Below are 22,746 nucleotides of genomic sequence, written 5' to 3'. Positions count from 1 at the left end.
GGGGCGGGGGTCAGGCGGGGGCGGAGAGACGGGCGATCAGCTCGGTGAGCAGGGCCTCGGCGACCGGGGCGGGAAGCTCCTCGATCAGTGCCATCAGCGTCGCCATCGGACGATCCGGACGCACCGTCCCCGCGCCGGCGAGCGTCAGCAGCGTCGAAGCGGCTCGGGGTCCGGGCACGCGCCCGCCGGGACCGTATCCGAGCGCCCGCATCGCACGCGCCAGTCCCCGGGCGTCCGCGGGCGGGCAGCCCCGGACGTCGTCGGCCGCCGCGTTGAGCGCGGACCGGAACTCGCCGATCCGCCGCTCCAGGACGGGCGTGAGGGTGAGGTGCGCGCTGCGCGGGAGCCGCGAGCCGTCCGTCTGCACGAACCCGGGCTGGTGCTGGATCCGCCATCCGCGCCCCGCGAGCGCGTCGGCGAGATGATGCGGATCCACCCGCACCGCCGCGGGGGCGTCGGGATCGGCCACCAGCGTGACCGCGGGGCCGACGGGATCCCCCCACACCTGCAGTCCCGCGATCGACTCGACCTCCGCGCGGACGCCTTCCGCCACGCGCGCGATCGACCGGGCGAGCTCCGCGAAGCCCGCGTCCCCGAGACGGTGGACGATGGCCCACGCCGCCGCCAGCGACGAGGCCGACCGGGAGCCGAGCAGCGTCGGGTTCACCACGGGGTAGCCCGGCCAGCGCGTCGTCGCGAAGAACTGCGCGCGGTGATCGCGGCGGTCCCGGTGCAGGAGCACGGAGACGCCCTTCGGCGCATACCCGAACTTGTGGAGGTCGGCGGAGATGCTCGTGACGCCGTCCACCCGGAAGTCCCACGGCGGCAGCCGGCGGTTCCCGCCGCCGTCCGGCCACCACGGCAGGACCAGACCGCCGAAGCAGGCGTCGACGTGACAGCGGATCCCGCGGGCGCGCGCGGCCTCGGCGACCTCGCGGACCGGATCCAGTGCTCCGCTCGGGTACGCCGGTGCGGACACCACGACCAGAGCCACGTCGGCGTCGAGCCGCGACACGACGTCCTGCGCGCGGACGCTGCCGTCCGCCCCGCACGGCACCGGATCCCACTCCAGGTCGAACAGGCGCGCCGCCTTCTGGAACGCGGCGTGCGCCGTGGCGGGGGCGACCAGCCGGGGCCGCACCGCGGGGATGGCCGCCGAGCGCTCCGACCGCCACCGGTCCCGTGCGGTCTTCACCGCCAGCAGACAGCTCTCGGTGCCGCCGCTCGTGACCGTCCCCACGGCGCCGCCGATCCCCCTCCCCGTCCGGGGACCGCCGCGCAGCGCACGGCGCACGAAGCCGAGCAGCTCCCGCTCCATCACGGCGACGGACGGGAAGACGGTGGGATCGAGCCCGTTCACCGGCCGCGACAGCCGCGCGGCCTCGTCGGCGAGCTCGTCGAGCTCCGGGAGGCCCGCGTCGTACACATAGGCCAGGACGCGGCCGCCGTGCGTGGGCGCGTCCCCGGCGCGCAGACGGCGCAGCCGGTCGAGGATCGCCTCGCTCATGCGGAGGTCCCGAGGATGTCGCGTTCGCGCAGCCGGTAGCGGGACACGGTCACGAGGCTCACCGCCATGAGCGCCGCCGGGAGCAGGCTGAACGAGACCGCGATGCCGACGAGGGCGGCCGCGGGCTGCTGCACCCCGCCCGCGGCCGAGACGGCGGCCGTCGACTCGACGTAGCCGGTGACCGCGAGCACGATCGACAGCACCGTCGCCCCGAGCGCCATGCCGGTGGTCTCGCCGGCGGTCCAGACGCCGCTGAAGACCCCCGACCGGTTCTCGCCCCCGGTCCGTCGGTCGTGCGCGATGACGTCGGGGAGCATCGCTATGGGCAGCGTCTGCATCCCCGCGTAGGCGGCGCCGGCCAGAGCCACGGGCCCGAGGATCCACCAGCCCGGCGCCCAGGCGGACACGGACAGGACCAGCGTGGCGCCCAGGAACACCACGCTGGCGAGGCGGAAGGCGCGCTCCTTCCCCACCCGGTCGGCGATCAGCTTCCACACCGGCGCCATGAGCAGTGCGGGGGCGATCAGAGCCGCGAACAACGGCGTCACGGCCCCCTCGTCGTGCAGCAGCCAGCGCGCCACGAACTGGGCGGCGGCCAGCATGAGGCCGGTGGCGAGCCCCTGCAGCATGAAGGTGACGAGCAGTGCCCGGAAGGGCGCACTCTCCCGGAGCACCGCGATCCCCGCCCGGTAGTGCCCGCCGAGTGCCACGCGGGGCGGGGCCGCGGAGGGCGCGCGACGGGGCGCCACAGTCGAGGCCACGAGCATCCCGATCCCGAGCACCACCCCGGCGACGGCCGCCATGACGAGGTAGCCGAGCAGCGGATCCTCGGGGAACATCCCGCGCAGCTCCGGACCGCCGGCCCCGAACAGCAGGATCGCGAGCGTCAGGACGACGACCCGCCAGCTCAGCAGGCGCGTGCGTTCGCGGTAGTCGTCGGTGAGCTCGGCCGGCAGGGCGATGTAGGGCACCTGGAACAGGCTGAAGCAGGTCGCCGCGGCGAGGAACGCCACGAGCACCCATGCCCCGGCGAGCGGCGGGGCGAGTCCCTCCGGCACGGCGAAGGTCAGCACGAAGGCGACGGGAAGGGCGATCCCGCCGAGCACCATGAACGCGCGACGGGTCCCCGCGCGGGCGAACGATCGATCGCTCAGGCCGCCGATCACCGGATCGATCAGGACGTCCCACACCTTGGCGGCGGTCACGATCGCGCCGGCCGCGAGCGCGGTCACGCCCAGCGAGTCGGTCAGGTAGTAGACGAGGACGAGACCCGGGAGCGTCGCGAATCCGCCGGTCCCCAGAGAGCCGATGGCATAGCGCGACACCTGCCCGCGGGTGAGGCGCACGGCCGCGGAATTCGTCGTCGAACCCATGCGGTCACTCTAGCGATCGGAGCCCCGCATGCCGTATGCGGCGGAGGGGACGACGGAGTCAGGCCGCCGCGTAGCGACCGGACGCGATCGCACGGGCGCGGGCCTTCTCGGCCTCCTCCTCGCGGTTCTTCGGCGGCCGGGTGGCGACGAGGTCGTTCAGCAGATGCTGGGTCGCGTGCGCGATCTCGGCGACGGCCCGGTCGAAGGCCTCCTGATTGGCCTTGGACGGCTTCGTCGTCCCGGCGATCTTGCGCACGTACTGGAGGGCGGCAGCGTGCACCTCCTCCGACGTCGCGGCCGGTTCGAAGTTGTGGAGGGTGTGGATGCTTCGGCACATGCCCGACACGCTACGCCGGGTCATGGACACGGACCAGGCCCGGGCGCCGCGCACCTCAACGACGACGGGGACGACGGACAGGCCGGACCCGGTGCCGTCTCACTTCTTGTAGTTCGGCGCCTCGACCACGATCTGCACGTCGTGCGGGTGGGACTCCTTGAGCCCCGCCGCGGTGATCCGCACGAAACGGCCGCGCTCCTTGAGCTCGCCGATCGTCCGGGCACCGACGTAGAACATCGACTGACGGAGCCCGCCGACGAGCTGATAGGCGACCGCCGAGACCGGCCCGCGATACGGCACCTGACCCTCGATCCCCTCGGGGATGAGCTTGTCGTCGCTGGGCACGTCGGCCTGGAAGTAGCGGTCCTTGGAGTACGAGGTCTGCTTGCCGCGGGTCTGCATCGCCCCGAGCGAGCCCATGCCGCGGTACTGCTTGAACTGCTTGCCGCCCTGGAAGACGATCTCGCCCGGCGACTCGTCCGTGCCGGCGAGGAGCGACCCGAGCATCACGGCGTCGGCACCCGCGACGAGCGCCTTGGCGATGTCGCCGGAGTACTGCAGGCCGCCGTCGGCGATGACCGGGATCCCGGCGGGCCGCGCGGCGAGGGAGGCCTCGTACACCGCGGTCACCTGCGGCACGCCCACGCCGGCGACGACGCGGGTGGTGCAGATCGAGCCGGGGCCGACGCCCACCTTGACCGCGTCCACGCCCGCGTCCACGAGCGCCTGCGCGCCCTCGCGGGTGGCGACGTTGCCGCCGATGACGTCGATGTGGGCGAACGACTCGTCGGCCTTCAGGCGCGTGACGAGGTCGATCACGCCCTGGGACTGCCCGTTCGCGGTGTCCACGACCAGGACGTCCACGCCCGCGTCGCGCAGCGCCTCGGCGCGCTCCCACGCGTCGCCGAAGAAGCCGATGGCCGCGCCGACGCGGAGGCGTCCCTGCTCGTCCTTGGTCGCGAGCGGGTACTTCTCGCTCTTGTCGAAGTCCTTGATCGTGATGAGCCCGGCGAGCCGGCCGTCCTCATCGATGAGCGGGAGCTTCTCCACGCGGTGCTTCGCGAACAGCGCGATGACCTCGCCCGCGGCCACGCCGACCTTCGCGGTGACGAGGTTCTCGCGGGTCATCACGTCCTTGACGAGGGTGGTCTGCCGCTCGAAGCCGGAGACGAAGCGCATGTCGCGGTTGGTGACGATGCCCACCAGCCGGCCGTCCGGGTCGACGACGGGCAGACCCGAGATGCGGTACTTGGCGCAGAGCGCGTCGACCTCCTCGATCGTCGCCTCGGGCGTGGTGGTGATCGGATCGGTGATCATGCCGGATTCGCTGCGCTTGACGCGGTCGACCTGCGCGGCCTGATCCGCGATCGAGAGGTTGCGGTGCAGGATGCCGAGGCCGCCCTCGCGTGCCATGGCGATCGCCATCCGGGCCTCGGTCACGGTGTCCATCGCACTGGAGAGCAGCGGGGTGGCCACCGAGATGCGGCGGGTCACGCGCGAGGACGTGTCCGCCTCGCTGGGGATCACGTCGGTGTGCCCGGGCAGCAGCAGCACGTCATCGTAGGTGAGTCCGACGAAACCGAACGGGTCGTGCTGCTCCATGGGGGTGTGCTCCTCTCGCGCCGTCTGACAATTCTAAGTCGCTGCGGCCTGTGGAAATTCCCGCCGGCCCGACGCGGCCAGGGTCACGGCTCGGGCGCATTCGGCGTCGGCGCATAGGCGATCCCGCGCTGTCGGGTTACGCTCTGTTCGTCAGACCGGCGGCGCAACGAGGCGGCGCCGCGGACGCACTCACCGTGGAGGTCGCGTGAGACAAGGGACAACGGCCATCGACCGAACCCGACGATGGCTCGTCGCGCTGCTGTGCGCACTCGCAGCGGCGGTCGTGCTGGTGCTGCAGACGCCGATCGGCGCCGCGGCGGCCACCGACGACCAGGAGAAGACGGACTTCTACTTCGCCGGGACGATCACGTTCGACGACCAACCGATCGAGGGCGTCACGATCTCCGTCGAGGGCGGCGGCTTCGACGCCGAGACCGAGACGGACGCCGAGGGCAAGTGGCGGCTGTACGTTCCGGAGAAGGAGGAGTACACCCTCGCGGTGGACGAGGACACCCTCCCCGACGGCGTGATCGTGGACGCCTCGAAGCTCCCCGAGGGCGTCGAGCCGGTCTCGGGGACCTCGGGGTCCTTCACCGCCGAGTTCGGCCTGACCGGGACGAAGATCGTCAACCTCTTCCTCGGCGAGGGCGAGCGCGTGACGGAGTCGGTCCTCGACCAGCTCCTGTCGCGCATGGTCGGCGGTCTCAACTTCGGGCTCCTCCTCGGGCTCGCCTCCATGGGGGCCGCGCTCATCTACGGCACGACCCGGCTGTCGAACTTCGCCCACGGCGAGATGGTGACCTGGGGCGGCGTCGTCGCCCTCCTGTTCACGTCGTTCTGGCACCTGCCGCTGTGGCTGGGGATCATCGGCGCCGTCGCGGGCGGCGCGCTCCTCGGATGGGCGATGGACGCGGGCCTGTGGCGGCCGCTGCGCCGACGGGGCCTGGGGGTCGTGCAGCTCATGATCGTCAGCATCGGCCTGTCGCTCGCCCTCCGCTACGCGCTGCAGTACGTCATCGGCGGCGGCACCTATCAGCTCCCCGGCGCCAGCCCCACCCCGATCCAGCTCGGCCCGATCTCCCTGTCCTACATCGACATGGTCAGCATGGCGGTGAGTCTCGTGGTGATCCTGGCGGTGGCGTTCTTCCTGACGCGGACCCGGATCGGCAAGGCGACGCGCGCGATCTCCGACAACCCCCAGCTCGCCGCCGCCTCCGGCATCGACGTGGACCGGGTGATCCGGATCGTCTGGATCCTCGCGGGCGTGCTGGCCGCGATCTCCGGCATCCTCTGGGCCTACTTCCGCCCGGGCGTGAAGTGGGACATGGGCATGCAGATGCTGCTGCTGATGTTCTGCGCGATCACGCTCGGCGGGCTGGGGTCGGCGATCGGCGCCCTCGTCGGCTCGATCATCGTCGGACTCGCCGTGGAGGTCTCGACGCTGTGGATCCCCTCGGACCTGAAGTACGCGAGCGCGCTGATCGCCCTGATCGTGATCCTGCTGGTGCGCCCGCAGGGCCTGCTCGGTCGCAAGGAGAGGTTGGGCTGACATGGACTTCGGAAGCATCTTCGGCAACACCGCCAGCTATCTGTTCAGCCCGGTCACGATCGCGTATGCGCTCGCGGCGACGGGCCTGGCCGTGCACTTCGGCTACGCGGGCCTGCTGAACTTCGGCATGGCCGCCTTCATGGCGGTCGGCGGCTACGGCTACGCGATCTCCGTGCTCTCGTTCGGCCTCCCGTGGTGGCTCGGCATGCTCATCGGCCTTCTCGGCGGCGCGGTGTTCGCGCTCATCCTCGGCATCCCGACCCTGCGGCTGCGCGCCGACTACCTCGCGATCGCGACGATCGCGGCCGGGGAGATCGTGCGCCTGCTGTTCACCACGCAGCTGTTCGATCAGTGGACCAACTCGGCCGACGGCCTCGCCGGCTACCACGGCGGTTTCCGCGGGGCCAACCCGATCCCGCCGGGGACCTATGGATTCGGGCCGTGGACCTACAACGAGACGGACCTGTGGAACCGCGTGTTCGGCGTCCTGATGCTCGCGCTGGCGATCCTGCTCGTGTGGGCGCTGATGCGCAGTCCCTGGGGGCGCGTGCTCAAGGGCATCCGCGAGGACGAGGACGCCGTGCGGTCCCTGGGGAAGAACGTGTTCGCCTACAAGATGCAGTCGCTCGTCATCGGCGGCATGATCGGCGCGATGGGCGGCATCGTCTTCGTGCTGCCGTCCGCGGTGGTGCCGGGGAGCTACTCCACGTCGCTGACGTTCTTCCTCTGGACGATCCTGCTCCTCGGCGGGGCCGCGACGGTCTTCGGTCCCACGCTCGGCGCGGTGATCTTCTGGCTGGTGTTCGCCTTCCTCGGCAATCTCCTCCCCGACCTCGCGAAGGCCGGCTTCCTGCCGATGTCGGACACCCAGGCCGGGACCCTGCGGTTCGTCCTGGTCGGCGTGGCGCTCATGCTCCTCGTGATCTTCCGCCCGCAGGGCATCCTCGGCGACAAGAGGGAGATGACCTTTGTCAAGTGAAACCCCCACCCCCGGCGTTCCCGTGCCCTCGACGACCACGGGGAACGTCCCGCGGGCCAAGACCACGGGCCTGGCCGCGGGTCCTGCCGCGCCCGGGGTCGCCAAGAACGACCCCATCCTCGTGGTCGACGCCGTCCAGCGCCGCTTCGGCGGGCTGACCGCGGTGGACGTCGATCATCTGGAGATCCCCCGGGGCGCGATCACGGCGCTCATCGGCCCGAACGGCGCCGGCAAGACGACGCTGTTCAACCTGTTGTGCGGGTTCGACCGCCCGAACTCCGGCTCGTGGGTCTACGACGGCACGAACCTCGCCGGGATCCCGTCCTTCAAGGTGGCGCGGATGGGCCAGGTCCGCACGTTCCAGCTCACCAAGTCCCTGTCCCTGCTGACCGTGCTGGAGAACATGAAGCTCGGGGCGACCGGTCAGCGCGGCGAACGCTTCTGGCCGAGCCTGTTCCCCTTCCTGTGGCGCGCTCAGGACCGGCAGATCGAGGACAAGGCCCGTGAGCTGCTGGCCCGGTTCAAGCTCGACGCCAAGGAGAAGGACTTCGCCGCGTCCCTCTCCGGAGGGCAGCGCAAGCTCCTGGAGATGGCGAGAGCCCTGATGACCGACCCGAACCTCGTCATGCTCGACGAGCCGATGGCGGGCGTGAACCCGGCCCTGACCCAGTCGCTGCTCGATCACATCCTGGATCTGAAGGACCTCGGGATGACGGTGCTCTTCGTCGAGCACGACATGCACATGGTCCGTCACATCGCGGACTGGGTCGTCGTCATGGCCGAGGGCCGGGTGGTCGCCGAGGGCCCGCCGGAGACGGTGATGGAGGACCCGGCGGTCGTCGACGCGTACCTCGGCGCCCACCAGGACGTGGACCTCGGCACCGTCACCGGCCGCATCTCCGTGGGCGACGTCGCCCAGGCGCAGGCCCTGCGCGCGGAGATCGAGGCGGAGGCGGTCGAGGAGCTGGACGCCGTGGAGGCGCAGCGCGAGGGGACGGAGCCCGGGTCGGGACCGGCCGGCGGCGAGAAGGACGGAGAGAACGCATGAGCGAGGACGTCGTCGTCGAGCTGACCGACGTGCACGCCGGGTACCTGCCGGGCGTGAACATCCTCAACGGAGCCAACCTCGTCGCCCGCCGCGGCGAGCTGATCGGGATCATCGGCCCGAACGGCGCCGGGAAGTCGACGCTGCTGAAGTCGATCTTCGGGCTCGTGAACGTGCGCTCCGGCGACATCACCGTCAACGGCGAGAGCATCGTCGGGCTGAAGGCGGACAAGCTGGTGCGTCGCGGCGTCGCCTTCGTGCCGCAGACGAACAACGTCTTCCCGTCCCTCACGATCGCCGAGAACCTGCAGATGGGCCTGTACCAGAACCCGCGGATCTACGCCGAGCGGCTCGAGTTCGTCACCGGCATCTTCGCGGAGCTCGGCAAGCGGTTGAACCAGCGCGCCGGGTCGCTGTCGGGCGGGGAGCGCCAGATGGTGGCCATGTCGCGGGCTCTCATGATGGACCCGTCCGTGCTGCTACTGGACGAGCCGTCCGCGGGCCTGTCCCCCGTCCGTCAGGACGACGCCTTCATCCGCGTCTCCGACATCAACAAGGCGGGCGTCACCACGATCATGGTCGAGCAGAACGCCCGCCGCTGCCTGCAGATCTGCGACCGCGGGTATGTCCTCGACCAGGGCCGGGACGCGTACGAAGGGGCGGGGCGCGACCTGCTGAACGACCCGAAGGTCATCGGGCTCTACCTGGGCACGCTGGGCACCGACGCGGCCTGACGGCGCAGGAGACGCCGAACGGCCCCGGATCCGAGGATCCGGGGCCGTTCCGTGACCGGTGTCAGTTGGTGCGCTCGTAGAGGTTGTCGGCACCGTACTTGAAGATGCCGATCGCGGCGCCCGTCGGGTCGCCGTTCTCGTCGAACGTGACGTCGCCGGAGTAGCCGTTGTAGTCGGCCACGCCGCCGTCGTTGATGATCTTCGCGCAGTCGGCGAAGCTCGTGCAGGCCTTGCCGTCGCCGGACCCGCCGGAGACCTCCTGCATCTTGGCGGCGATGTCCGCGCCCTTCGTCGACCCGGAGGCGAGCGACGCCAGAGCCATCAGCACGACGGCGTCGTACGCCTCGGCGGCGTAGGTGAAGTCCTGGATGGTGGAGTTGCCCTCACCCGTCCAGTACGTCTGCAGCCGCTCCGTGAAGTCGTCCGACAGGGCGGGCCCCGGACGCGTGCCCTGCGCGCCCTCCAGCGACACGGGGAGGTTCGTGGACGCCTCGGCACCGTAGTTCGAGGTGTTGCCGTCCACCATGTAGAACTTGTCGGCGGTGATGCCGGCGTTCACCAGAAGCGGGGCGATGGTGCGGAACTGGTCGAACGAGACGACGGCGACCGCATCCGGGTTCGCCGCCTTGATCGTCGCCACCTGGGCGTCGAACTGCGCGTCGCCGACGTTGAAGGACGCCTCCGCGACCACCTGGCCGCCCGCGCTCTCGAACGTCTCCTTGATCGCCGCGTCCAGACCCGTGCCGTACGCGTCGTTCTGGTAGATGATGCCGAGGGTCTTGCGCCCGTCCTCGGCGATCAGGTTCCCGAGGACCTCGCCCTGGAGCAGATCGCTCGGCGCGGTGCGGAAGTAGAGGCCGTCATCCTCGAACGTGGTGAAGTCCGGCGAGGTGTTGGAGGGCGAGATCGTGATGATGCCCTTCGCGACGTTGCCGTCCAGGATGAGCTTGGACACGCCGGAGGCGGCCGCGCCGACGATGCCGGCGACGCCGGCGCTCTGCAGCTTGCTGATCGAGGTCTCGTACGCCTTGGTGTCGGTGTCGCCCTCGTCCTCGCTGGTCATGTCGACCGTGATCCCGGCCTTGGCGTCGTTGATCTCCTGCACCGCCAGCCCCACGCCGGACTCCATCGGCGGGCCGAGGAACGACAGCGAGCCCGTCTGCGGCAGCAGCGACCCCAGCTTCAGTGTGATGTCGCCGGCGGGCTTCTCGCCACCGCCGCCGCCGGTGTCGCCGGACGGCGTGCCGGCGGGTGAGCCGCTGCAGCCGGCGATCACGAGGGCCGATACACCGACCAGGGCGATCCCGGTCAGGGTCTTCGCCACCCTCGAACCCTTCAGTGCGTTCATGATGCTCCTTTGCGTGACTGAACGTGGCGACACCATCGTCGGTGCCCGCCCGTCGGGTGTAACCACCCTAGATCCGGGCGCGGCGCATCCGCGTATCAGTGCGTTAACGATCGGATCCCGCGTCGCGCGGGACCGGGTGTCACACCAGCTCGGGGGCCGCCGTCCGCGGGCCCCGGCGCCCTTCCCGCAGCAGATCCACGAGGAACACCGCGATCGCGATCCACACGATCGTGAAGCCGATCCACCGCTCCAGCGGCATGGGCTCCCCACGGAAGACGGCGCCCACGATGAACTGCATCACCGGAGTGATGAACTGCAGCATGCCGATCACGGTGAGGCCGATCCGTCGCGCCCCGGCCGCGAACAGCAGCAGCGGCACGGCCGTGGCGACGCCGGCGAAGGCCAGCAGCGCCGCGTGCGTCGGGCCCGCCGCCCCGAGGGTCACGCCGGTGGTCTGCGCGACGGCGATGAGCTGCACGAGCGCGACCGGGATCAGCCAGAACGACTCCAGGGTGAGCCCGCTGACGGCGTCGACCGCCGCGCCGATCCGCTTCTTGACCAGTCCGTACACGCCGAACGAGGCGGTGAGCGAGAGCGCGATCCAGGGGAAGGACCCGTAGGCGAACACGATCACCAGCACGGCGAGCGAGGCGATCCCGATGGCGGCCCACTGCAGCGGGCGGATCCGCTCCCGCAGGACGAAGACGCCCAGCAGCACGGTCGTGATCGGGTTGATGAAGTACCCGAGGCTCGTCTCGACGATGTGGTCGGACAGCGTCGCGATGACGAAGACCTGCCAGTTGATGTAGATGAGCACGCCGGCCAGCGCGGTCCAGCCGAGCAGGCGCGGCTGCCGCACGATGGCGCCGAGCGCGCTCCAGCCGCGCATCACCGTGAGCAGGATCAGGCAGAACACGAACGACAGCAGCACCCGCCACGCGACCAGCTCCCACGGACCGGTGGGGACCAGCAGCAGGAAGTACAGCGGCAGCACGCCCCAGATCAGGTAGGCGCCGCCGGCGTACACCGCTCCGGCCGTCTGCGGGCTGCGCGGGGATGGGCTCACCGGTCAACCCTATGGCGCGCTCACGGCCCGGCGGCGCCTGTCCGGGTCCGGTTCGGGGCGGATTCCGGCCATTCGGGGCGTGATTCGCGCCAATCTCCGCCCGGAACGCGCCCCAAGACGCGGCGGACCGCCCCGACACGGCGAAGGGCCCGGATGCCGAGGCATCCGGGCCCTTCGCCAACGTCAGCGCGTCAGCGGACGACGACCGCGAGGACGTCGCGGGCCGAGAGCACCAGGTACTCGTCGGCGCCGAACTTGACCTCGGTCCCGCCGTACTTGCTGTAGAGCACGCGGTCGCCGACGGCGACGTCGAGCGGAACACGGTTGCCGTTGTCGTCGATGCGGCCGGGGCCCACGGCCACGACCTCGCCCTCCTGGGGCTTCTCCTTGGCGGTGTCGGGGATGACCAGGCCACTCGCGGTGGTCTGCTCGGCCTCGACCTGCTGGATGACGATGCGGTCCTCGAGCGGCTTGATGGAAACCGACACGGTCTACCTCTTTCTCGACGGTTCAAGACTCGTTAGCACCCTCAACCCGAGAGTGCTAATCACAGTGTAGGCGCAAGGCTGGCACTCGCGCAATGCGAGTGCCAGCCTCGGGGGATGCGGCAGGCCCCTAGGCTGGGCAGGTGGAGATGCCCGAGCTGACCGCCCTGCTCACCCCCGAGGGGCTGCGCCTGCTGGACGAGCTCGGCCCGGTGGAGACGACGGCCGAGGCCGCCGCCGCGGTGTCGCGGCTCCGCGGAGCCGGGCACGGTCCGGATCTCGTGGCCGCCGTCGTCGGCCAGGCGCATCTCCGCGCCAAAGCTCGGACGAAGTTCGGGCCGTTCGCGGACCGGATGCTGTTCACCCGCGCCGGGCTCGAACAGGCCACCCGGCTGTCCGTGGCGGCACGGCACGCCGGACGCCTGCGAACCGCAGGGATCGCCCACGTCACCGACCTCGGCTGCGGCATCGGCGGAGACGCGCTGGCCTTCGCCGCCGCGGGCCTGCGCGTGACCGCGATCGATGCCGACGAGATCACGGCGGCGCTGGCCGCCTTCAACCTGGCGCCCTTCGGCGCGGACGCCGAGGTGCGGCACGCACGCGCCGAGGAGATCCCGCTGAGCGGCGATCCGGGCGAGGCGGCGTGGCTCGACCCCGCCCGGCGCACGGCCGGGCACACCGAGACCCGGCGCGTGTCGGCCGCCGACTACTCCCCTCCCCTGGACTGGGTGTTCGCTCTCGCGGAGAGGATGCCGACCGGGGTCAAGCTCGGCCCCGGGCACGACCGCGACGCCCTGCCGCCCGAGGCCGAGGCGCAGTGGGTGAGCGTGGACGGCAGCGTCGTGGAGCTCGTGCTGTGGGCCGGCGGCCTGGAACGCGACGGGGTGCGCCGTGCGGCGATGGTCATCCGAGGGGAGAGCACGCACGAGCTCACCGCTCCCGCCGACTCCGCGGACGCGGAGGTGCGCCCGCTCGGCGCCTACCTCCACGAGCCGGACGGCGCTGTGATCCGCGCCCGTCTCATCGGGGATCTGGCGCGACGCACCGGGGCCGGGATGCTGGACGAGCACATCGCGTACCTCACGTCCGACGATCCCCTCTCCTCCCCCTTCGCGGCGAGCTTCCGGGTGCGCGAGGTGCTGCCCCTGCACGCGAAGACGATCTCGGCGGCGCTCAAGGCGGCCGGCGTCGGAACCCTGGAGATCAAGAAGCGGGGCGTCGACATCGATCCCGCAGCGTTCCGCCGGAAGCTGACGCTGCGCGGGAAGGGCTCGGCGACGCTCATCCTCGTCCGCATCGGCGACCGGCGCCACGCCGTCCTCGCCGACCGCGTCTGATCCTCCCTCGCTCCGCTCCCCTCGCTCCGTCGTTGAGTGGTCAGTTTTTGTGGGTTCCGCGCGCCTCAACCCACAGAAACTGACCACTCGACAGGAGGGGCGGGCGGGGAGGGGGTCAGAGGCGGGGGCCCCAGGCGGTCGAGGGATCGGCCTGCCGGGTGATCACGAGGTATTGGCCGTGCATGTTCGCGGTGCGCAGATCCAGGACGGCGGATCCACCCGCCCCCGCCGGGACCTCGAGCACGACCAACGATCGATCGCCGGCCACCTGCGATACCCCCGTGCGCGGGTCCGCGTCGCCGCACGCGCGGACGCGCGGACCGCCGAATTCGGTGATCAGGCACGACTCTCCGCCCTGTGACGTGACGAACCACACCGGGTCGTCGTCGAGGTAGCCGACGACCAACGGCATGCCCTGCAGATCCTCCTCGCGGACCAGTCGACGCGCTGTCTCCTTCTGTGCAGGGCTGTAGTCCGCGTTGTCCCACACGCTGCTGTCGTACTCCCACCGCTGCAGGAACCCCAACGGGTATCTGTCCTGGGCGAGCGTGATCCCCCCGCTGTACGAGACGCCGCGCTCGTCCTCGAGGGTGACGGTGCGATGCACGGACAGCACGTCCTGAGCCTCCCACTGCGTGCTCCGCAGGCACGTGACCTCCGGCTGTTCGTCGTCGATGTCGAGGATCCCGCAGTGGACCCGGCCGTCGCCGCGCGTCCCCCACCAGAGGCGCGAGTCGCCTTCCTCCGCCAGCAGCAGGAGCGAGCCCGGATCGATGTCGTCGAGTCCGTTCAGCGCCTCGAGCACGGCCTCCCGCCGCTCCTCGTGCGCCGCGGTCATCGGCAGCGCCACATCGGGCGCGCGGGGCACGGACCAGCCGATCGCGAGGCCCGCAGCCACGAGCGCCGCGGCGGCCGTGACGAGCACGCGAGGACGCCGCCACCGGCCGGCAATCGCGCGGTCCGCGAGCAGCGCCCGCCAGCGGGAGGGCGGAGCCGTCTCGCCGAGGACGTGCGGCGGACCGGAAGAGGATCCCGGATCCGCCGCCACCGTCACCGGATCGCTCCCGGGTTCCTTCGGCACGGCGAGGACGTGCGGCGGCCCCGTCGTCGCGGCGTCCTCCGCCACCGCGGACGCGAACCATGCCTCCGGTCCCGGTGCGGGTCCCTCGCCCGGCGCCGCGGTGTCCACGACCGCGCTGACCTCCGGCCCTGCCGGGGCCACGCGACGCCGCTGCAGGTCCCGAAGCCGGTCCGCCTCCGCGGGGCTCAACGGCGTCGGCCCCCGGCCGTAGGCGCGCTCCTGCAGCGCCCGCCGTTCGCGCTCCTCGTCGAGCCCGTCGCCCATCGGATCGCTCCGCTACCCGAGCAGCCCCGCCGCGAAGGCGGCCCAGAGGAGCCAGCCGGCGCTGTAGACGGTGGCGACAGAACCCAGCACGAGCGCCCAGACCGACATCGCCCGGCTCTCCACCGGGCGGCGCAGGCACATGATCGCCGAGACCACGGCGATGATCGCGACCGGGATCCCCCACCCCACGAACAGGGACGCGGCGAGCGCGACGATCGCCGCGAGCAAGGCCCAGGGCGCCAGGCGGGCATCGTCACCCCGGCGCACCGCGCCGGTCGCGGTCGAGGGCTCCCAGACGGCTCCGGTGGGGACGGCCCCCTCGTCGTGCAGATCCGGGCCGCTCTCCACCGTCACCGGCGACGGCGCCGTCGGCAGCTTGGAGAACCGTTCCGGGGCTCCGTCGCCCGGCGTCGTCATCCGCCCGCCCCGATGCCCGCCCCGATGTCGGCCCCGGCGGCGACCCCGGGTGCGGCGCCCGGCGCCGAGGACGCGACCTGGATCTCGGTCACGGGCAGGGTGGAGTCGGCGCCGAAGGCGAGCGTGGACGGCGCACGCCCGGACGCGATGAGCTCGGCGGCCAGCGCCGCGATCATGGCTCCGTTGTCGGTGCACAGGCTCAGCGGAGGGATCCGCACGGTCACACCCGCCGCCGCGGCGCGCTCGATCGTCTGCTCGCGCAGTCGCCGGTTCGCGATCACGCCGCCGCCGAGGAGCAGGCGGGGGACGCCGCGGTCCGCGCAGGCGGCGAGCGCCTTCGTCACGAGCACGTCGACGACCGCCTCACGGAAGCTCGCCGCCACATCCGCGACCGGGACCTCCACGCCGTCGGCGCTCGCGCGCTCGATCCAGCGGGCCACCGCCGTCTTCAGGCCCGAGAACGAGAAGTCGTAGCGGTGCCGCTCCAGGTCCGACGCCCGGGACAGGCCGCGGGGGAACGCGATGGCCCGCGGATCCCCGCCCGCGGCCGCGCGGTCGATCTCGGGTCCGCCGGGATACGGCAGTCCGAGCAGGCGCGCGACCTTGTCGAAGGCCTCGCCGGCGGCGTCGTCCACCGTCTCGCCGAGCAGCTCGACGTCGGTGGTGAGGTCGCGCACGTGCAGGAGCGACGTGTGACCGCCGCTCACCAGCAGGGCGATCGTGGGGTACTCCAGCGGCGGCGCATCGGCGTCGAGGATGTCCGCGGCGATGTGCCCGACGAGGTGGTTCACGGCGTAGAGCGGCGTGCCGAGCGAGACCGCCAGCCCCTTGGCGGCACCGATCCCGACCATGAGCGCGCCCGCCAGCCCCGGGCCGCTCGTGACGGCCACCGCGTCCAGGTCCGTCAACCGGACCTCGGCCTCGTCGAGGGCGCGTTCGATCGACGGCTGCAACGCCTCCAGGTGCGCGCGCGCCGCCACCTCCGGCACCACGCCGCCGTAGCGGGCGTGCTCGTCCATGCTGGAGGCGATCGTGTTCGACAGCAGGGTGCGTCCGCGGACGATGCCGATCCCGGTCTCGTCGCAGCTCGTCTCGATGCCGAGGACGAGGGGCTCGCTCATGCCGACTCCTTCCGGTCGCTCCGCGCGGCGTCCGCGGTCGTCTGGGCGGCGCGGGACCGGAGGTCCAGGCGCATCACCACGGCGTCCACGTCGTCGGGCTGGTAGTAGTGCGCGCGGCGTCCGATCTCGTCGAAGCCCTCCGACGCGTAGAGCGCGGCGGCCACGGGGTTGTCGGCGCGGACCTCGAGGAAGACCTCACTCGCCCCGCGCCCCTCGGCCTGCGCCAGGAGCGCACGCAGCAGCGCACGGCCCCGCCCCGCGCCCCGATGCCGTGCATCCAGGGCGATCGTCTGGATGTCGGCGTCCCGGGAGCCGCGCAGCGCCCGCACTCCCCCATAGCCGACGATCCGCTCGCCCGCCGCATCCGGCTCGACGACGACGAGGTAGCTGCCGTGCGGGGAGGCCAGCTCGGCGGCCATCGCCTCCGCGCTCCAGGCGTCGCGGGGGAACGAGGCCTGCTCGATCGCCATGATCGCGTCGAGGTCGTCCGGGGAGGCTGGCCGGATCATGATCCGACCCGTTTCGGCGCGCTCGGGATCCGGGCGTCCGGCGCCCGCAGGTACAGCGGCTCGGCGCCCGCGAGGGTGCGTCCGGCGGCGACGGCCCGGGCGCCGACACGGGCGAGGGAGACCGCGGACAGCTCGGTCGCGGTGATCTGGCGGAGCGCCCCCAGACGCGCGTCGACCTCCTCGCGGGGGACGAGCACGGTATCCACCACGACGTGCGGGATCCCGTCGACGTCGAGCCCCTCGAAGACCGTCACCGCGGACTCACGACGGCGCGCGTCGGTGAGGATCGCGAACGGCTCGCTCGGCTTCTCTTCGCGGATGACGGAGAGGGCGGCGGCGAGATGGCTGGGCACGGGGACCACGGGGACGCCTCGGCCGAGGGCGAACGCGCGGGCCGCGGCGATCCCGATCCGCAGCCCGGTGAACGGCCCCGGCCCCATGCCCGCGACCACGTGCGTGAGCGGGTCGTCGGGTGCCTCCGCCTGGGCGGCGGCGAGCGCGTCCTGCAGCATCGTTCCGATGACCTCGGCGTGCCCGAGGGCGTTTCGTTCCCCGAGCTCGGCCAGGGTCGATCCGTCACGGCCGAGGAGGGCGACGGCCGAGCCCAGGGACGTGTCGACGGCGAGGATCACCCCTCCAGGGTAGTCTCCGCCGCCGCCCGCCGACGCCGGGACGACCCGGTGCCGGCCGGATCCGCGCGCCCGGGTCGGCGGGGTCAGCGGCCGCCGCGGCGGATCGTCACGACCCTCGGGGCGTCCGCGTCCAGGTCCTCGTCCGCGACGTCCTCCCGTGCCCCGGCTCCGGCCCCGACCGGCCGCTCCAGCTCGATGTCCCACCAGGAGTCGGCCAGGTCCTCGGCGATCCCGCGCCCCCACTCCACGACGACCACCGAGCCGGCGGCGTCGACGTCGAGATCGTCGAGCTCCGCCGCGGACCCCAGACGGTACGCGTCCATGTGCACGAGCGGGGCGCGCCCGACCAGGGAGGGGTGCGTCCGGGCCAGCACGAACGTCGGGCTCTGCACGGGACCGCGCACTTCCAGCCCCTCGGCGAGGCCGCGCGTGAAGGTCGTCTTCCCCGCGCCGAGCGGACCGGTGAGGATCAGCACGTCCCCGGCTTCCAGACCGCCGCCGATCGCGCGCCCGAGCGCCTCCATGTCCTCGGCCGTCGCGATCTCGTGGCGTCCGAGCAGGGTGTCCGAGACGCTCACGAGACCGTCCGCCGCGGCACCCGGGGGCCGATCCGGGTGACGATCTCGTAGTTGATGGTGCCCGCCGCGTCCGCCCAGGTCGTGGCGGACGGATGACCGAGGGTGGGATCCCCGAACAGGATCGCCTCGTCGCCGACGGCGACGGCGTGGTCGCCGACGTCCACGACGAACTGGTCCATCGCGATCCGTCCGGCCACCGGGAAGCGCCGTCCGCCGATGAGGACCGGCCCGCGTCCCGACGCCTGCCTCGGGATCCCGTCGGCGTAGCCCAGCGGGATCAGGGCGAGGGTGGTCTCCTGGGCGGTGCGGTGGTCGTACCCGTAGGAGACGCCCTGCCCGGCGGGGACGCGGCGCACGGCCGCGACGGCGGCCCGAAGCGTCATCGCAGGGCGCAGGCCCAGGTCCGCGGACGAGCGGTCGTCGAACGGCGACAGCCCGTACAGGCCGATGCCGATGCGCACGGCGTCGAGGCGGGTCTCCGGCAGGTCGATCGCCGCCGCGGTGGCCGCGAGGTGGCGGATCTCCGGTCGCACGCCCGCGGCCTCGGCCTGCGCGCAGCCGCGCTCGAAGGCGGCGAGGGCGGCCAGGTCGTCCGCGGGCGACGTGTTGGAGACGTGGCTGAACAGGCCCACGATCCGGATCCGACCGATCCGCTCCAGCCGTGCGGCCTCCGCGAGCACGCGCTCCCAGGCGGCGGGCGCGACGCCGTTGCGGGACAGGCCGGTCTCGAGCTTCAGGTGGACTCCGACCGGGGTCCGCGCCGAGGCGGCGGCCGCGGCGGCCTCGAGCTGGTCGAAGGAGGAGATGCCGATCTCGATGCCCGCCTCGGCGGCGTCGTCGAAACGGCGCTGCGGGGCGTGCAGCCAGGCGAGCACGGGCGCGTTGACGCCCTCTCGGCGCAACGCCAGCGCCTCGTCGACCGTGGCCACGCCCAGCCGGGTCGCGCCGCCGGCGAGCGCCGCGACGGCTGCCGACGCGGCTCCGTGCCCGTAGGCGTTCGCCTTGATCACGCCGATGACGTCGGTGCTGGTCATCCGGCGCAGCTGACGGGTGTTGTCGCTGATCGCGTCCAGGTCGATCACGGCTTCGCGGAACAGGGTCATGGTCTGCCCTCCCTCGGCGGATCGTCCACAGTATCGGCGCGAGACCCCCTCTGCCCGCCGGGACCCCCTCCTGCAGGCGCTTCTCCCGGGGGGTGTGGGCGGCCGGAGGGGGTATCGGGCCCCTCCGCGACGACGAACGCGGCGGCCAGGCCCGCGTCGTGGCTGAGCGTGAGGTGCACCGTGGAGATGCCCCGTTCCCGGACGACCTCGGCGGTGGTGCCGGTGAGCACGAAGTAGGGGCGGCCGGACTCCTCCGAGGCGATCTCGATCTCCGTCCAGTGCACGCCGTCCGATCCGCCGAGGGCCTTGATCAGCGCTTCCTTCGCGGCGTAGCGCGCGGCGAGCGACGCCAGCCGCAGCGACCGCTCGGCCGGAGCGAAGAGCCGCTCGGACAACCGGGGGGTCCGCGTCATCGTCTGCTCGAACCGCGCGATGTCCACGATGTCGATGCCGGTACCGATGATCACCGGTTCAGCCTACTCGCGCCCGCCCCGCGCTCCCGTGGCTCCCGTCGCACCGCCGCCCCGGCCGAGTGGTCAGAAAGTGTGGGTTGGCGCGCCGTGAACCCACAGTTTCTGACCACTCGGCACCGCGCGCGAGTGTGGCGGCACCGCGCGCAGGTGCGGCGCTCGACGGGCCGGGGTCACTCGACCGTGACGGACTTGGCGAGGTTGCGCGGCTGATCCACGTCCAGCCCCTTCGCCGTGGCGAGCGCCATCGCGAAGATCTGCAGCGGCACGACGGCGAGGATCGGCTCGAACAGCGGCTCGGCCAGCGGGATCCGGATCACCTCGTCCGTGAAGGGCAGGACCGCCGCGTCCCCCTCCTCCGCGATGACGATCACCCGGGCGCCGCGCGCGCGGATCTCCTGGATGTTGGAGATCACCTTCGCATGCACGAGGGACGAGTGACGCGGCGAGGGGACGATCACGAACACCGGCTGCCCCGGCTCGATGAGAGCGATCGGGCCGTGCTTGAGCTCGCCCGCGGCGAAGCCCTCCGCGTGGATGTAGGAGATCTCCTTGAGCTTGAGCGCGCCCTCCAGGGCGATCGGATAGCCGACGTGACGGCCGAGGAACAGCACCGAACGGGTGTCGGCCATCCATCCCGCCAGCTGTGCCACGTGCGCCTGCTCCGACTCCAGGACGCGGGCGAGCTTGCCCGGGAGCGCCTCCAGCTCGGCGACGTCGCGCGCGGCGTCCGACGACAGCGTCCCGCGGACGCGCCCCATGTGCAGGCCCAGCAGCTCCAGGGCCGTGATCTGGGCGACGAAGGCCTTGGTCGACGCCACCGCCACCTCCGGTCCCGCGTGCGTGTAGACGACCGCGTCGGACTCCCGAGGGATCGTCGCCCCCTGGGTGTTGCAGATCGACAGGGTCCGCGCGCCGCGCTCCCGCGCGTACTTGACCGCCATCAGGGTGTCCATGGTCTCGCCGGACTGGCTGATCGAGACCACGAGCGTGCGGTCCCCGATCACCGGGTCCCGGTACCGGAACTCGTGCGCGAGCTCGACGTCCACGGGCACGCGCGCCCACTGCTCGATCGCGTACTTGCCGACCATCCCGGCGTACGAGGCCGTGCCGCACGCGGTGACGATGACCCTGTCGACGTCGCGCAGCAGGTCGTCCATGCCCTCGAGCTCCGGGATCACGACCTCTCCGTCGCGGACGCGCCCGCGGATCGTGTTCGCGACCGCCTCCGGCTCCTCCGAGACCTCCTTGGCCATGAAGCTGGGCCATCCGCCCTTCTCCGCGGCGGCCGCGTCCCACGACACCTCGAACGGCTCGGCCTCGACGACCGTGCCGTCGAAGTCGGTGACGGTCACCTGGCCGGGCGTGATCGCGACGATCTGGTCCTGCCCGATCGCGAGGGCGCGACGGGTGTGCTCCACGAAGGCGGCCACGTCGGAGCCGAGGAAGTTCTCCCCCTCGCCCAGGCCGATCACGAGCGGCGAGTTGCGGCGGGCGCCGACGACGAGGTCCGGCTCGTCCTGATGCACGGCCAGCAGGGTGAAGGCCCCCTCGAGGCGTCCGACGACGGCGCGGAACGCCTCCTGGAGGTCGCCCGTGCGGGCGTGCTCGCGCCCGAGCAGGGCCGCGGCGACCTCGGTGTCGGTCTCGCTGCGGAAGGTCACGCCCTCCGCGGCGAGCTCGGCGCGCAGCGCCGCGAAGTTCTCGATGATGCCGTTGTGGATGAGTGCGAGGCGCCCCTCGTCGGCCAGGTGCGGATGCGCGTTGACGTCCGTCGGGCCGCCGTGCGTCGCCCACCGGGTGTGCCCGATCCCGGTCGTCCCGGAAGGGAGCGGATGCGCGTCGAGCTCGTCGCGCAGCACGCCGAGCTTCCCGGCCTTCTTCGCGCTGGAGAGCGTCCCGTCCTCCGCGATCACGGCGATCCCGGCCGAGTCGTAACCGCGGTACTCCAGGCGAGCGAGCCCCGCGAGGAGGATGTCCTGGCTCGGACGCGAGCCGACGTAACCGACGATTCCACACATGCGGTCCAGAGTAAGCGGCGCATTTTGCGCAGGTTCTGAACGAATGGAGCGTGCTCGTGCGGGTCGGAGCCAACCGCTGAGGCGCTCACCCGATCTGCACACATCACCCCGATCCGCACACCGAATCGCACGAAACGAGTGCAGATCGGGACCGGGTGTGCAGATCGGGGCCGGACGGAGACAGGAGCCGGACGGAGACAGGAGCCGGGCGGGCACCGGCTCGGCCCGGGGTCAGAGCTTGCGGAGCAGGACGCTCTCGACGGAGTGGTCCGCCCCCTTGTTCAGCACGAGCGAGGCGCGATGGCGGGTGGGCTGGACGTTCTCGACGAGGTTCGGCAGGTTGATCTCGTTCCAGTAGCCCATGGCGGTGGTCACGGCCTCGTCGTCGGTGAGGTGCGCGAAGACGTTGAAGAACGAGCTCGGGTTCGCGAAGGCCCCCTTGCGCAGGGCGAGGAAGCGCTCGACGTACCACTGGGCGATGTGATCCGGATCCGCGTCGACGTAGACGGAGAAGTCGAACAGGTCGCTGACGGCCACGTCGTTGGGCGCGGGCGGCGGCTGCAGGACGTTGAGCCCCTCGACGATCACGACGTCGGGGCGGCGGACCACCACGTGAGCGTCGGGCACGATGTCGTAGCGGATGTGCGAGTAGAAGGGCGCGCGGGCCTCCTCGGCGCCGCTCTTCACCTTCGTGAGGAACTCGACCAGCGCCCGGCGATCGTACGACTCCGGGAAGCCCTTGCGGTCCATGAGCCCGCGCCGCTCGAGCTCGGCGTTCGGGTAGAGGAAGCCGTCCGTCGTGACGAGCTCCACCCGCGGCGTGCCGGGCCAGCGGCTCATGAGCTCCCGGAGCAGGCGGGCGATGGTGGACTTCCCGACCGCGACGGATCCGGCCACGCCGACGACGAAGGGCGTGGTGTCGTCCTCCTCCTGGAGGAAGGTGCTGGTCGCCGCGCCGAGCTTCTTGGTGGAGGTCGCGTAGAGGCTGAGCAGCCGGCTCAGCGGCAGATACACCTCGCGGACCTCGGTGAGATCCAGCCGATCGCCGATGCCCCGGATCTCCACGACCTCGGTCTCGGACAGGGGCTGGTCCAGGTCGGCCGCCAGGCGCGCCCAGTCCGCTCGGTCGATCCGGCGGTACGGCGACAGCGGCGCGAGGGTCTCGGGACTCACGTCCCCCATCGTAGC

The 22,746-nt window shown here is 72.0% G+C and carries 21 protein-coding genes and 1 pseudogene; 5 read left to right on the top strand and 17 right to left on the bottom strand.

The window, feature by feature from the left end; genetic code table 11:
- Positions 1–10: 10 nt before the first annotated feature.
- The 4 genes from MR1_RS00380 to guaB form a co-directional block, all read right to left on the bottom strand.
- Positions 11–1,507 (bottom strand): pyridoxal phosphate-dependent decarboxylase family protein, encoded by a 1,497-nt coding sequence (locus MR1_RS00380; protein WP_067242230.1) that lies wholly within the window; start codon positions 1,505–1,507, stop codon positions 11–13.
- Entirely contained in the window at positions 1,504–2,880 is a 1,377-nt protein-coding gene (locus MR1_RS00375) for an MFS transporter (RefSeq protein ID WP_067242227.1), read from the bottom strand. Before MR1_RS00375 ends, MR1_RS00380 begins: the two co-directional genes overlap by 4 nt.
- Positions 2,881–2,938: 58 nt before the next feature.
- Positions 2,939–3,217, bottom strand: a complete 279-nt coding sequence (locus MR1_RS00370) for a DUF2277 domain-containing protein (RefSeq protein WP_067242223.1) — start codon at positions 3,215–3,217, stop codon at positions 2,939–2,941.
- Between the two features lie 99 nt (positions 3,218–3,316).
- Positions 3,317–4,819, bottom strand: coding sequence for an IMP dehydrogenase (gene guaB / locus MR1_RS00365; RefSeq protein ID WP_067242219.1), 1,503 nt, complete (start codon positions 4,817–4,819; stop codon positions 3,317–3,319).
- 205 nt (positions 4,820–5,024) lie between these two features.
- Here guaB and MR1_RS00360 point away from each other — a divergent pair, with 205 nt between their 5' ends.
- From MR1_RS00360 to MR1_RS00345, 4 genes are read left to right on the top strand one after another with little or no spacing between them, the layout of a single operon-like run.
- Entirely contained in the window at positions 5,025–6,368 is a 1,344-nt protein-coding gene (locus MR1_RS00360) for a branched-chain amino acid ABC transporter permease (RefSeq protein WP_067242215.1), read from the top strand.
- A 1-nt stretch (position 6,369) separates the two neighbouring features.
- Positions 6,370–7,347, top strand: a complete 978-nt coding sequence (locus tag MR1_RS00355; protein WP_067242212.1) for a branched-chain amino acid ABC transporter permease — start codon at positions 6,370–6,372, stop codon at positions 7,345–7,347.
- A gap of 22 nt (positions 7,348–7,369) precedes the next feature.
- Entirely contained in the window at positions 7,370–8,395 is a 1,026-nt protein-coding gene (locus tag MR1_RS00350; RefSeq protein WP_067242209.1) for an ABC transporter ATP-binding protein, read from the top strand.
- The gene (locus tag MR1_RS00345; RefSeq protein WP_067242205.1) at positions 8,392–9,126 is read left to right on the top strand and encodes an ABC transporter ATP-binding protein; all 735 of its coding nucleotides are present in this window, start codon (positions 8,392–8,394) and stop codon (positions 9,124–9,126) included. Before MR1_RS00350 ends, MR1_RS00345 begins: the two co-directional genes overlap by 4 nt.
- A 61-nt stretch (positions 9,127–9,187) precedes the next feature.
- Here MR1_RS00345 and MR1_RS00340 read toward each other — a convergent pair whose 3' ends face one another.
- The 3 genes from MR1_RS00340 to groES all read right to left on the bottom strand — a co-directional run bounded on the left by MR1_RS00340 (position 9,188) and on the right by groES (position 12,028).
- A complete protein-coding gene (locus tag MR1_RS00340) occupies positions 9,188–10,474 on the bottom strand; it encodes an ABC transporter substrate-binding protein (protein WP_067242202.1) in 1,287 nt (428 codons plus the stop codon).
- Positions 10,475–10,613: 139 nt separating this feature from the next.
- Positions 10,614–11,540: an EamA family transporter RarD gene (gene rarD, locus MR1_RS00335; protein WP_067242199.1), complete on the bottom strand. Its 927-nt coding sequence runs from the start codon at positions 11,538–11,540 to the stop codon at positions 10,614–10,616.
- Positions 11,541–11,731: 191 nt separating this feature from the next.
- Entirely contained in the window at positions 11,732–12,028 is a 297-nt protein-coding gene (gene groES / locus MR1_RS00330) for a co-chaperone GroES (protein ID WP_067242196.1), read from the bottom strand.
- A 140-nt stretch (positions 12,029–12,168) separates the two neighbouring features.
- On the opposite strand from groES, the gene MR1_RS00325 reads away from it, so the two are divergent.
- Positions 12,169–13,362 carry a class I SAM-dependent methyltransferase gene (locus MR1_RS00325; protein WP_067242193.1) on the top strand — a complete coding sequence of 398 codons (1,194 nt, stop codon included), beginning with the start codon at positions 12,169–12,171 and terminating at the stop codon, positions 13,360–13,362.
- A gap of 115 nt (positions 13,363–13,477) precedes the next feature.
- On the opposite strand, the gene MR1_RS00320 is transcribed toward MR1_RS00325, so the two are convergent.
- The 10 genes and pseudogenes from MR1_RS00320 to coaA all read right to left on the bottom strand — a co-directional run bounded on the left by MR1_RS00320 (position 13,478) and on the right by coaA (position 22,740).
- Positions 13,478–14,707 (bottom strand): hypothetical protein, encoded by a 1,230-nt coding sequence (locus tag MR1_RS00320; protein WP_067242190.1) that lies wholly within the window; start codon positions 14,705–14,707, stop codon positions 13,478–13,480.
- 12 nt (positions 14,708–14,719) lie between these two features.
- Positions 14,720–15,124, bottom strand: coding sequence for a hypothetical protein (locus MR1_RS00315; RefSeq protein WP_067242188.1), 405 nt, complete (start codon positions 15,122–15,124; stop codon positions 14,720–14,722).
- Positions 15,121–16,245, bottom strand: coding sequence for a tRNA (adenosine(37)-N6)-threonylcarbamoyltransferase complex transferase subunit TsaD (gene tsaD, locus MR1_RS00310; protein ID WP_067242185.1), 1,125 nt, complete (start codon positions 16,243–16,245; stop codon positions 15,121–15,123). Before tsaD ends, MR1_RS00315 begins: the two co-directional genes overlap by 4 nt.
- Positions 16,242–16,757, bottom strand: a complete 516-nt coding sequence (gene rimI / locus MR1_RS00305; protein WP_067242182.1) for a ribosomal protein S18-alanine N-acetyltransferase — start codon at positions 16,755–16,757, stop codon at positions 16,242–16,244. The genes tsaD and rimI overlap by 4 nt, the downstream gene beginning before the upstream one ends.
- A complete protein-coding gene (tsaB, locus tag MR1_RS00300; RefSeq protein ID WP_067242179.1) occupies positions 16,751–17,386 on the bottom strand; it encodes a tRNA (adenosine(37)-N6)-threonylcarbamoyltransferase complex dimerization subunit type 1 TsaB in 636 nt (211 codons plus the stop codon). Before tsaB ends, rimI begins: the two co-directional genes overlap by 7 nt.
- An 83-nt stretch (positions 17,387–17,469) precedes the next feature.
- Complete coding sequence (gene tsaE / locus MR1_RS00295) at positions 17,470–17,910, bottom strand: tRNA (adenosine(37)-N6)-threonylcarbamoyltransferase complex ATPase subunit type 1 TsaE (protein ID WP_067242237.1); 441 nt, start codon at positions 17,908–17,910, stop codon at positions 17,470–17,472.
- Positions 17,911–17,960: 50 nt separating this feature from the next.
- Entirely contained in the window at positions 17,961–19,067 is a 1,107-nt protein-coding gene (gene alr, locus MR1_RS00290; RefSeq protein WP_067242176.1) for an alanine racemase, read from the bottom strand.
- A 110-nt stretch (positions 19,068–19,177) separates the two neighbouring features.
- Positions 19,178–19,534: pseudogene (locus MR1_RS00285) on the bottom strand (holo-ACP synthase); the annotation flags it as partial.
- Between the two features lie 176 nt (positions 19,535–19,710).
- A complete protein-coding gene (gene glmS / locus MR1_RS00280; RefSeq protein ID WP_067242173.1) occupies positions 19,711–21,558 on the bottom strand; it encodes a glutamine--fructose-6-phosphate transaminase (isomerizing) in 1,848 nt (615 codons plus the stop codon).
- A 231-nt stretch (positions 21,559–21,789) separates the two neighbouring features.
- Positions 21,790–22,740 (bottom strand): type I pantothenate kinase, encoded by a 951-nt coding sequence (gene coaA, locus MR1_RS00275; protein WP_067242233.1) that lies wholly within the window; start codon positions 22,738–22,740, stop codon positions 21,790–21,792.
- Positions 22,741–22,746: the final 6 nt, after the last annotated feature.

Source organism: Microbacterium resistens NBRC 103078 (genome assembly GCF_001552355.1).
GTDB lineage: Bacteria > Actinomycetota > Actinomycetes > Actinomycetales > Microbacteriaceae > Microbacterium > Microbacterium resistens.
The sequence above is the reverse complement of the archived record's forward strand: the minus strand, read 5'-3'. Positions and strand labels throughout refer to the sequence as shown.

What these genes read in the sequence shown, in the direction of transcription:
- MR1_RS00380 (WP_067242230.1), bottom strand. Translation starts at nt 1,507, where the DNA reads ATGAGCGAGGCGATCCTCGACCGGCTGCGCCGTCTGCGCGCCGGGGAC.
- MR1_RS00375 (WP_067242227.1), bottom strand. Translation starts at nt 2,880, where the DNA reads ATGGGTTCGACGACGAATTCCGCGGCCGTGCGCCTCACCCGCGGGCAG.
- MR1_RS00370 (WP_067242223.1), bottom strand. Translation starts at nt 3,217, where the DNA reads ATGTGCCGAAGCATCCACACCCTCCACAACTTCGAACCGGCCGCGACG.
- guaB (WP_067242219.1), bottom strand. Translation starts at nt 4,819, where the DNA reads ATGGAGCAGCACGACCCGTTCGGTTTCGTCGGACTCACCTACGATGAC.
- MR1_RS00355 (WP_067242212.1), top strand. Translation starts at nt 6,370, where the DNA reads ATGGACTTCGGAAGCATCTTCGGCAACACCGCCAGCTATCTGTTCAGC.
- MR1_RS00345 (WP_067242205.1), top strand. Translation starts at nt 8,392, where the DNA reads ATGAGCGAGGACGTCGTCGTCGAGCTGACCGACGTGCACGCCGGGTAC.
- MR1_RS00340 (WP_067242202.1), bottom strand. Translation starts at nt 10,474, where the DNA reads ATGAACGCACTGAAGGGTTCGAGGGTGGCGAAGACCCTGACCGGGATC.
- MR1_RS00320 (WP_067242190.1), bottom strand. Translation starts at nt 14,707, where the DNA reads ATGGGCGACGGGCTCGACGAGGAGCGCGAACGGCGGGCGCTGCAGGAG.
- MR1_RS00315 (WP_067242188.1), bottom strand. Translation starts at nt 15,124, where the DNA reads ATGACGACGCCGGGCGACGGAGCCCCGGAACGGTTCTCCAAGCTGCCG.
- tsaD (WP_067242185.1), bottom strand. Translation starts at nt 16,245, where the DNA reads ATGAGCGAGCCCCTCGTCCTCGGCATCGAGACGAGCTGCGACGAGACC.
- tsaE (WP_067242237.1), bottom strand. Translation starts at nt 17,910, where the DNA reads ATGGAGGCGCTCGGGCGCGCGATCGGCGGCGGTCTGGAAGCCGGGGAC.
- alr (WP_067242176.1), bottom strand. Translation starts at nt 19,067, where the DNA reads ATGACCCTGTTCCGCGAAGCCGTGATCGACCTGGACGCGATCAGCGAC.
- glmS (WP_067242173.1), bottom strand. Translation starts at nt 21,558, where the DNA reads ATGTGTGGAATCGTCGGTTACGTCGGCTCGCGTCCGAGCCAGGACATC.
- coaA (WP_067242233.1), bottom strand. Translation starts at nt 22,740, where the DNA reads ATGGGGGACGTGAGTCCCGAGACCCTCGCGCCGCTGTCGCCGTACCGC.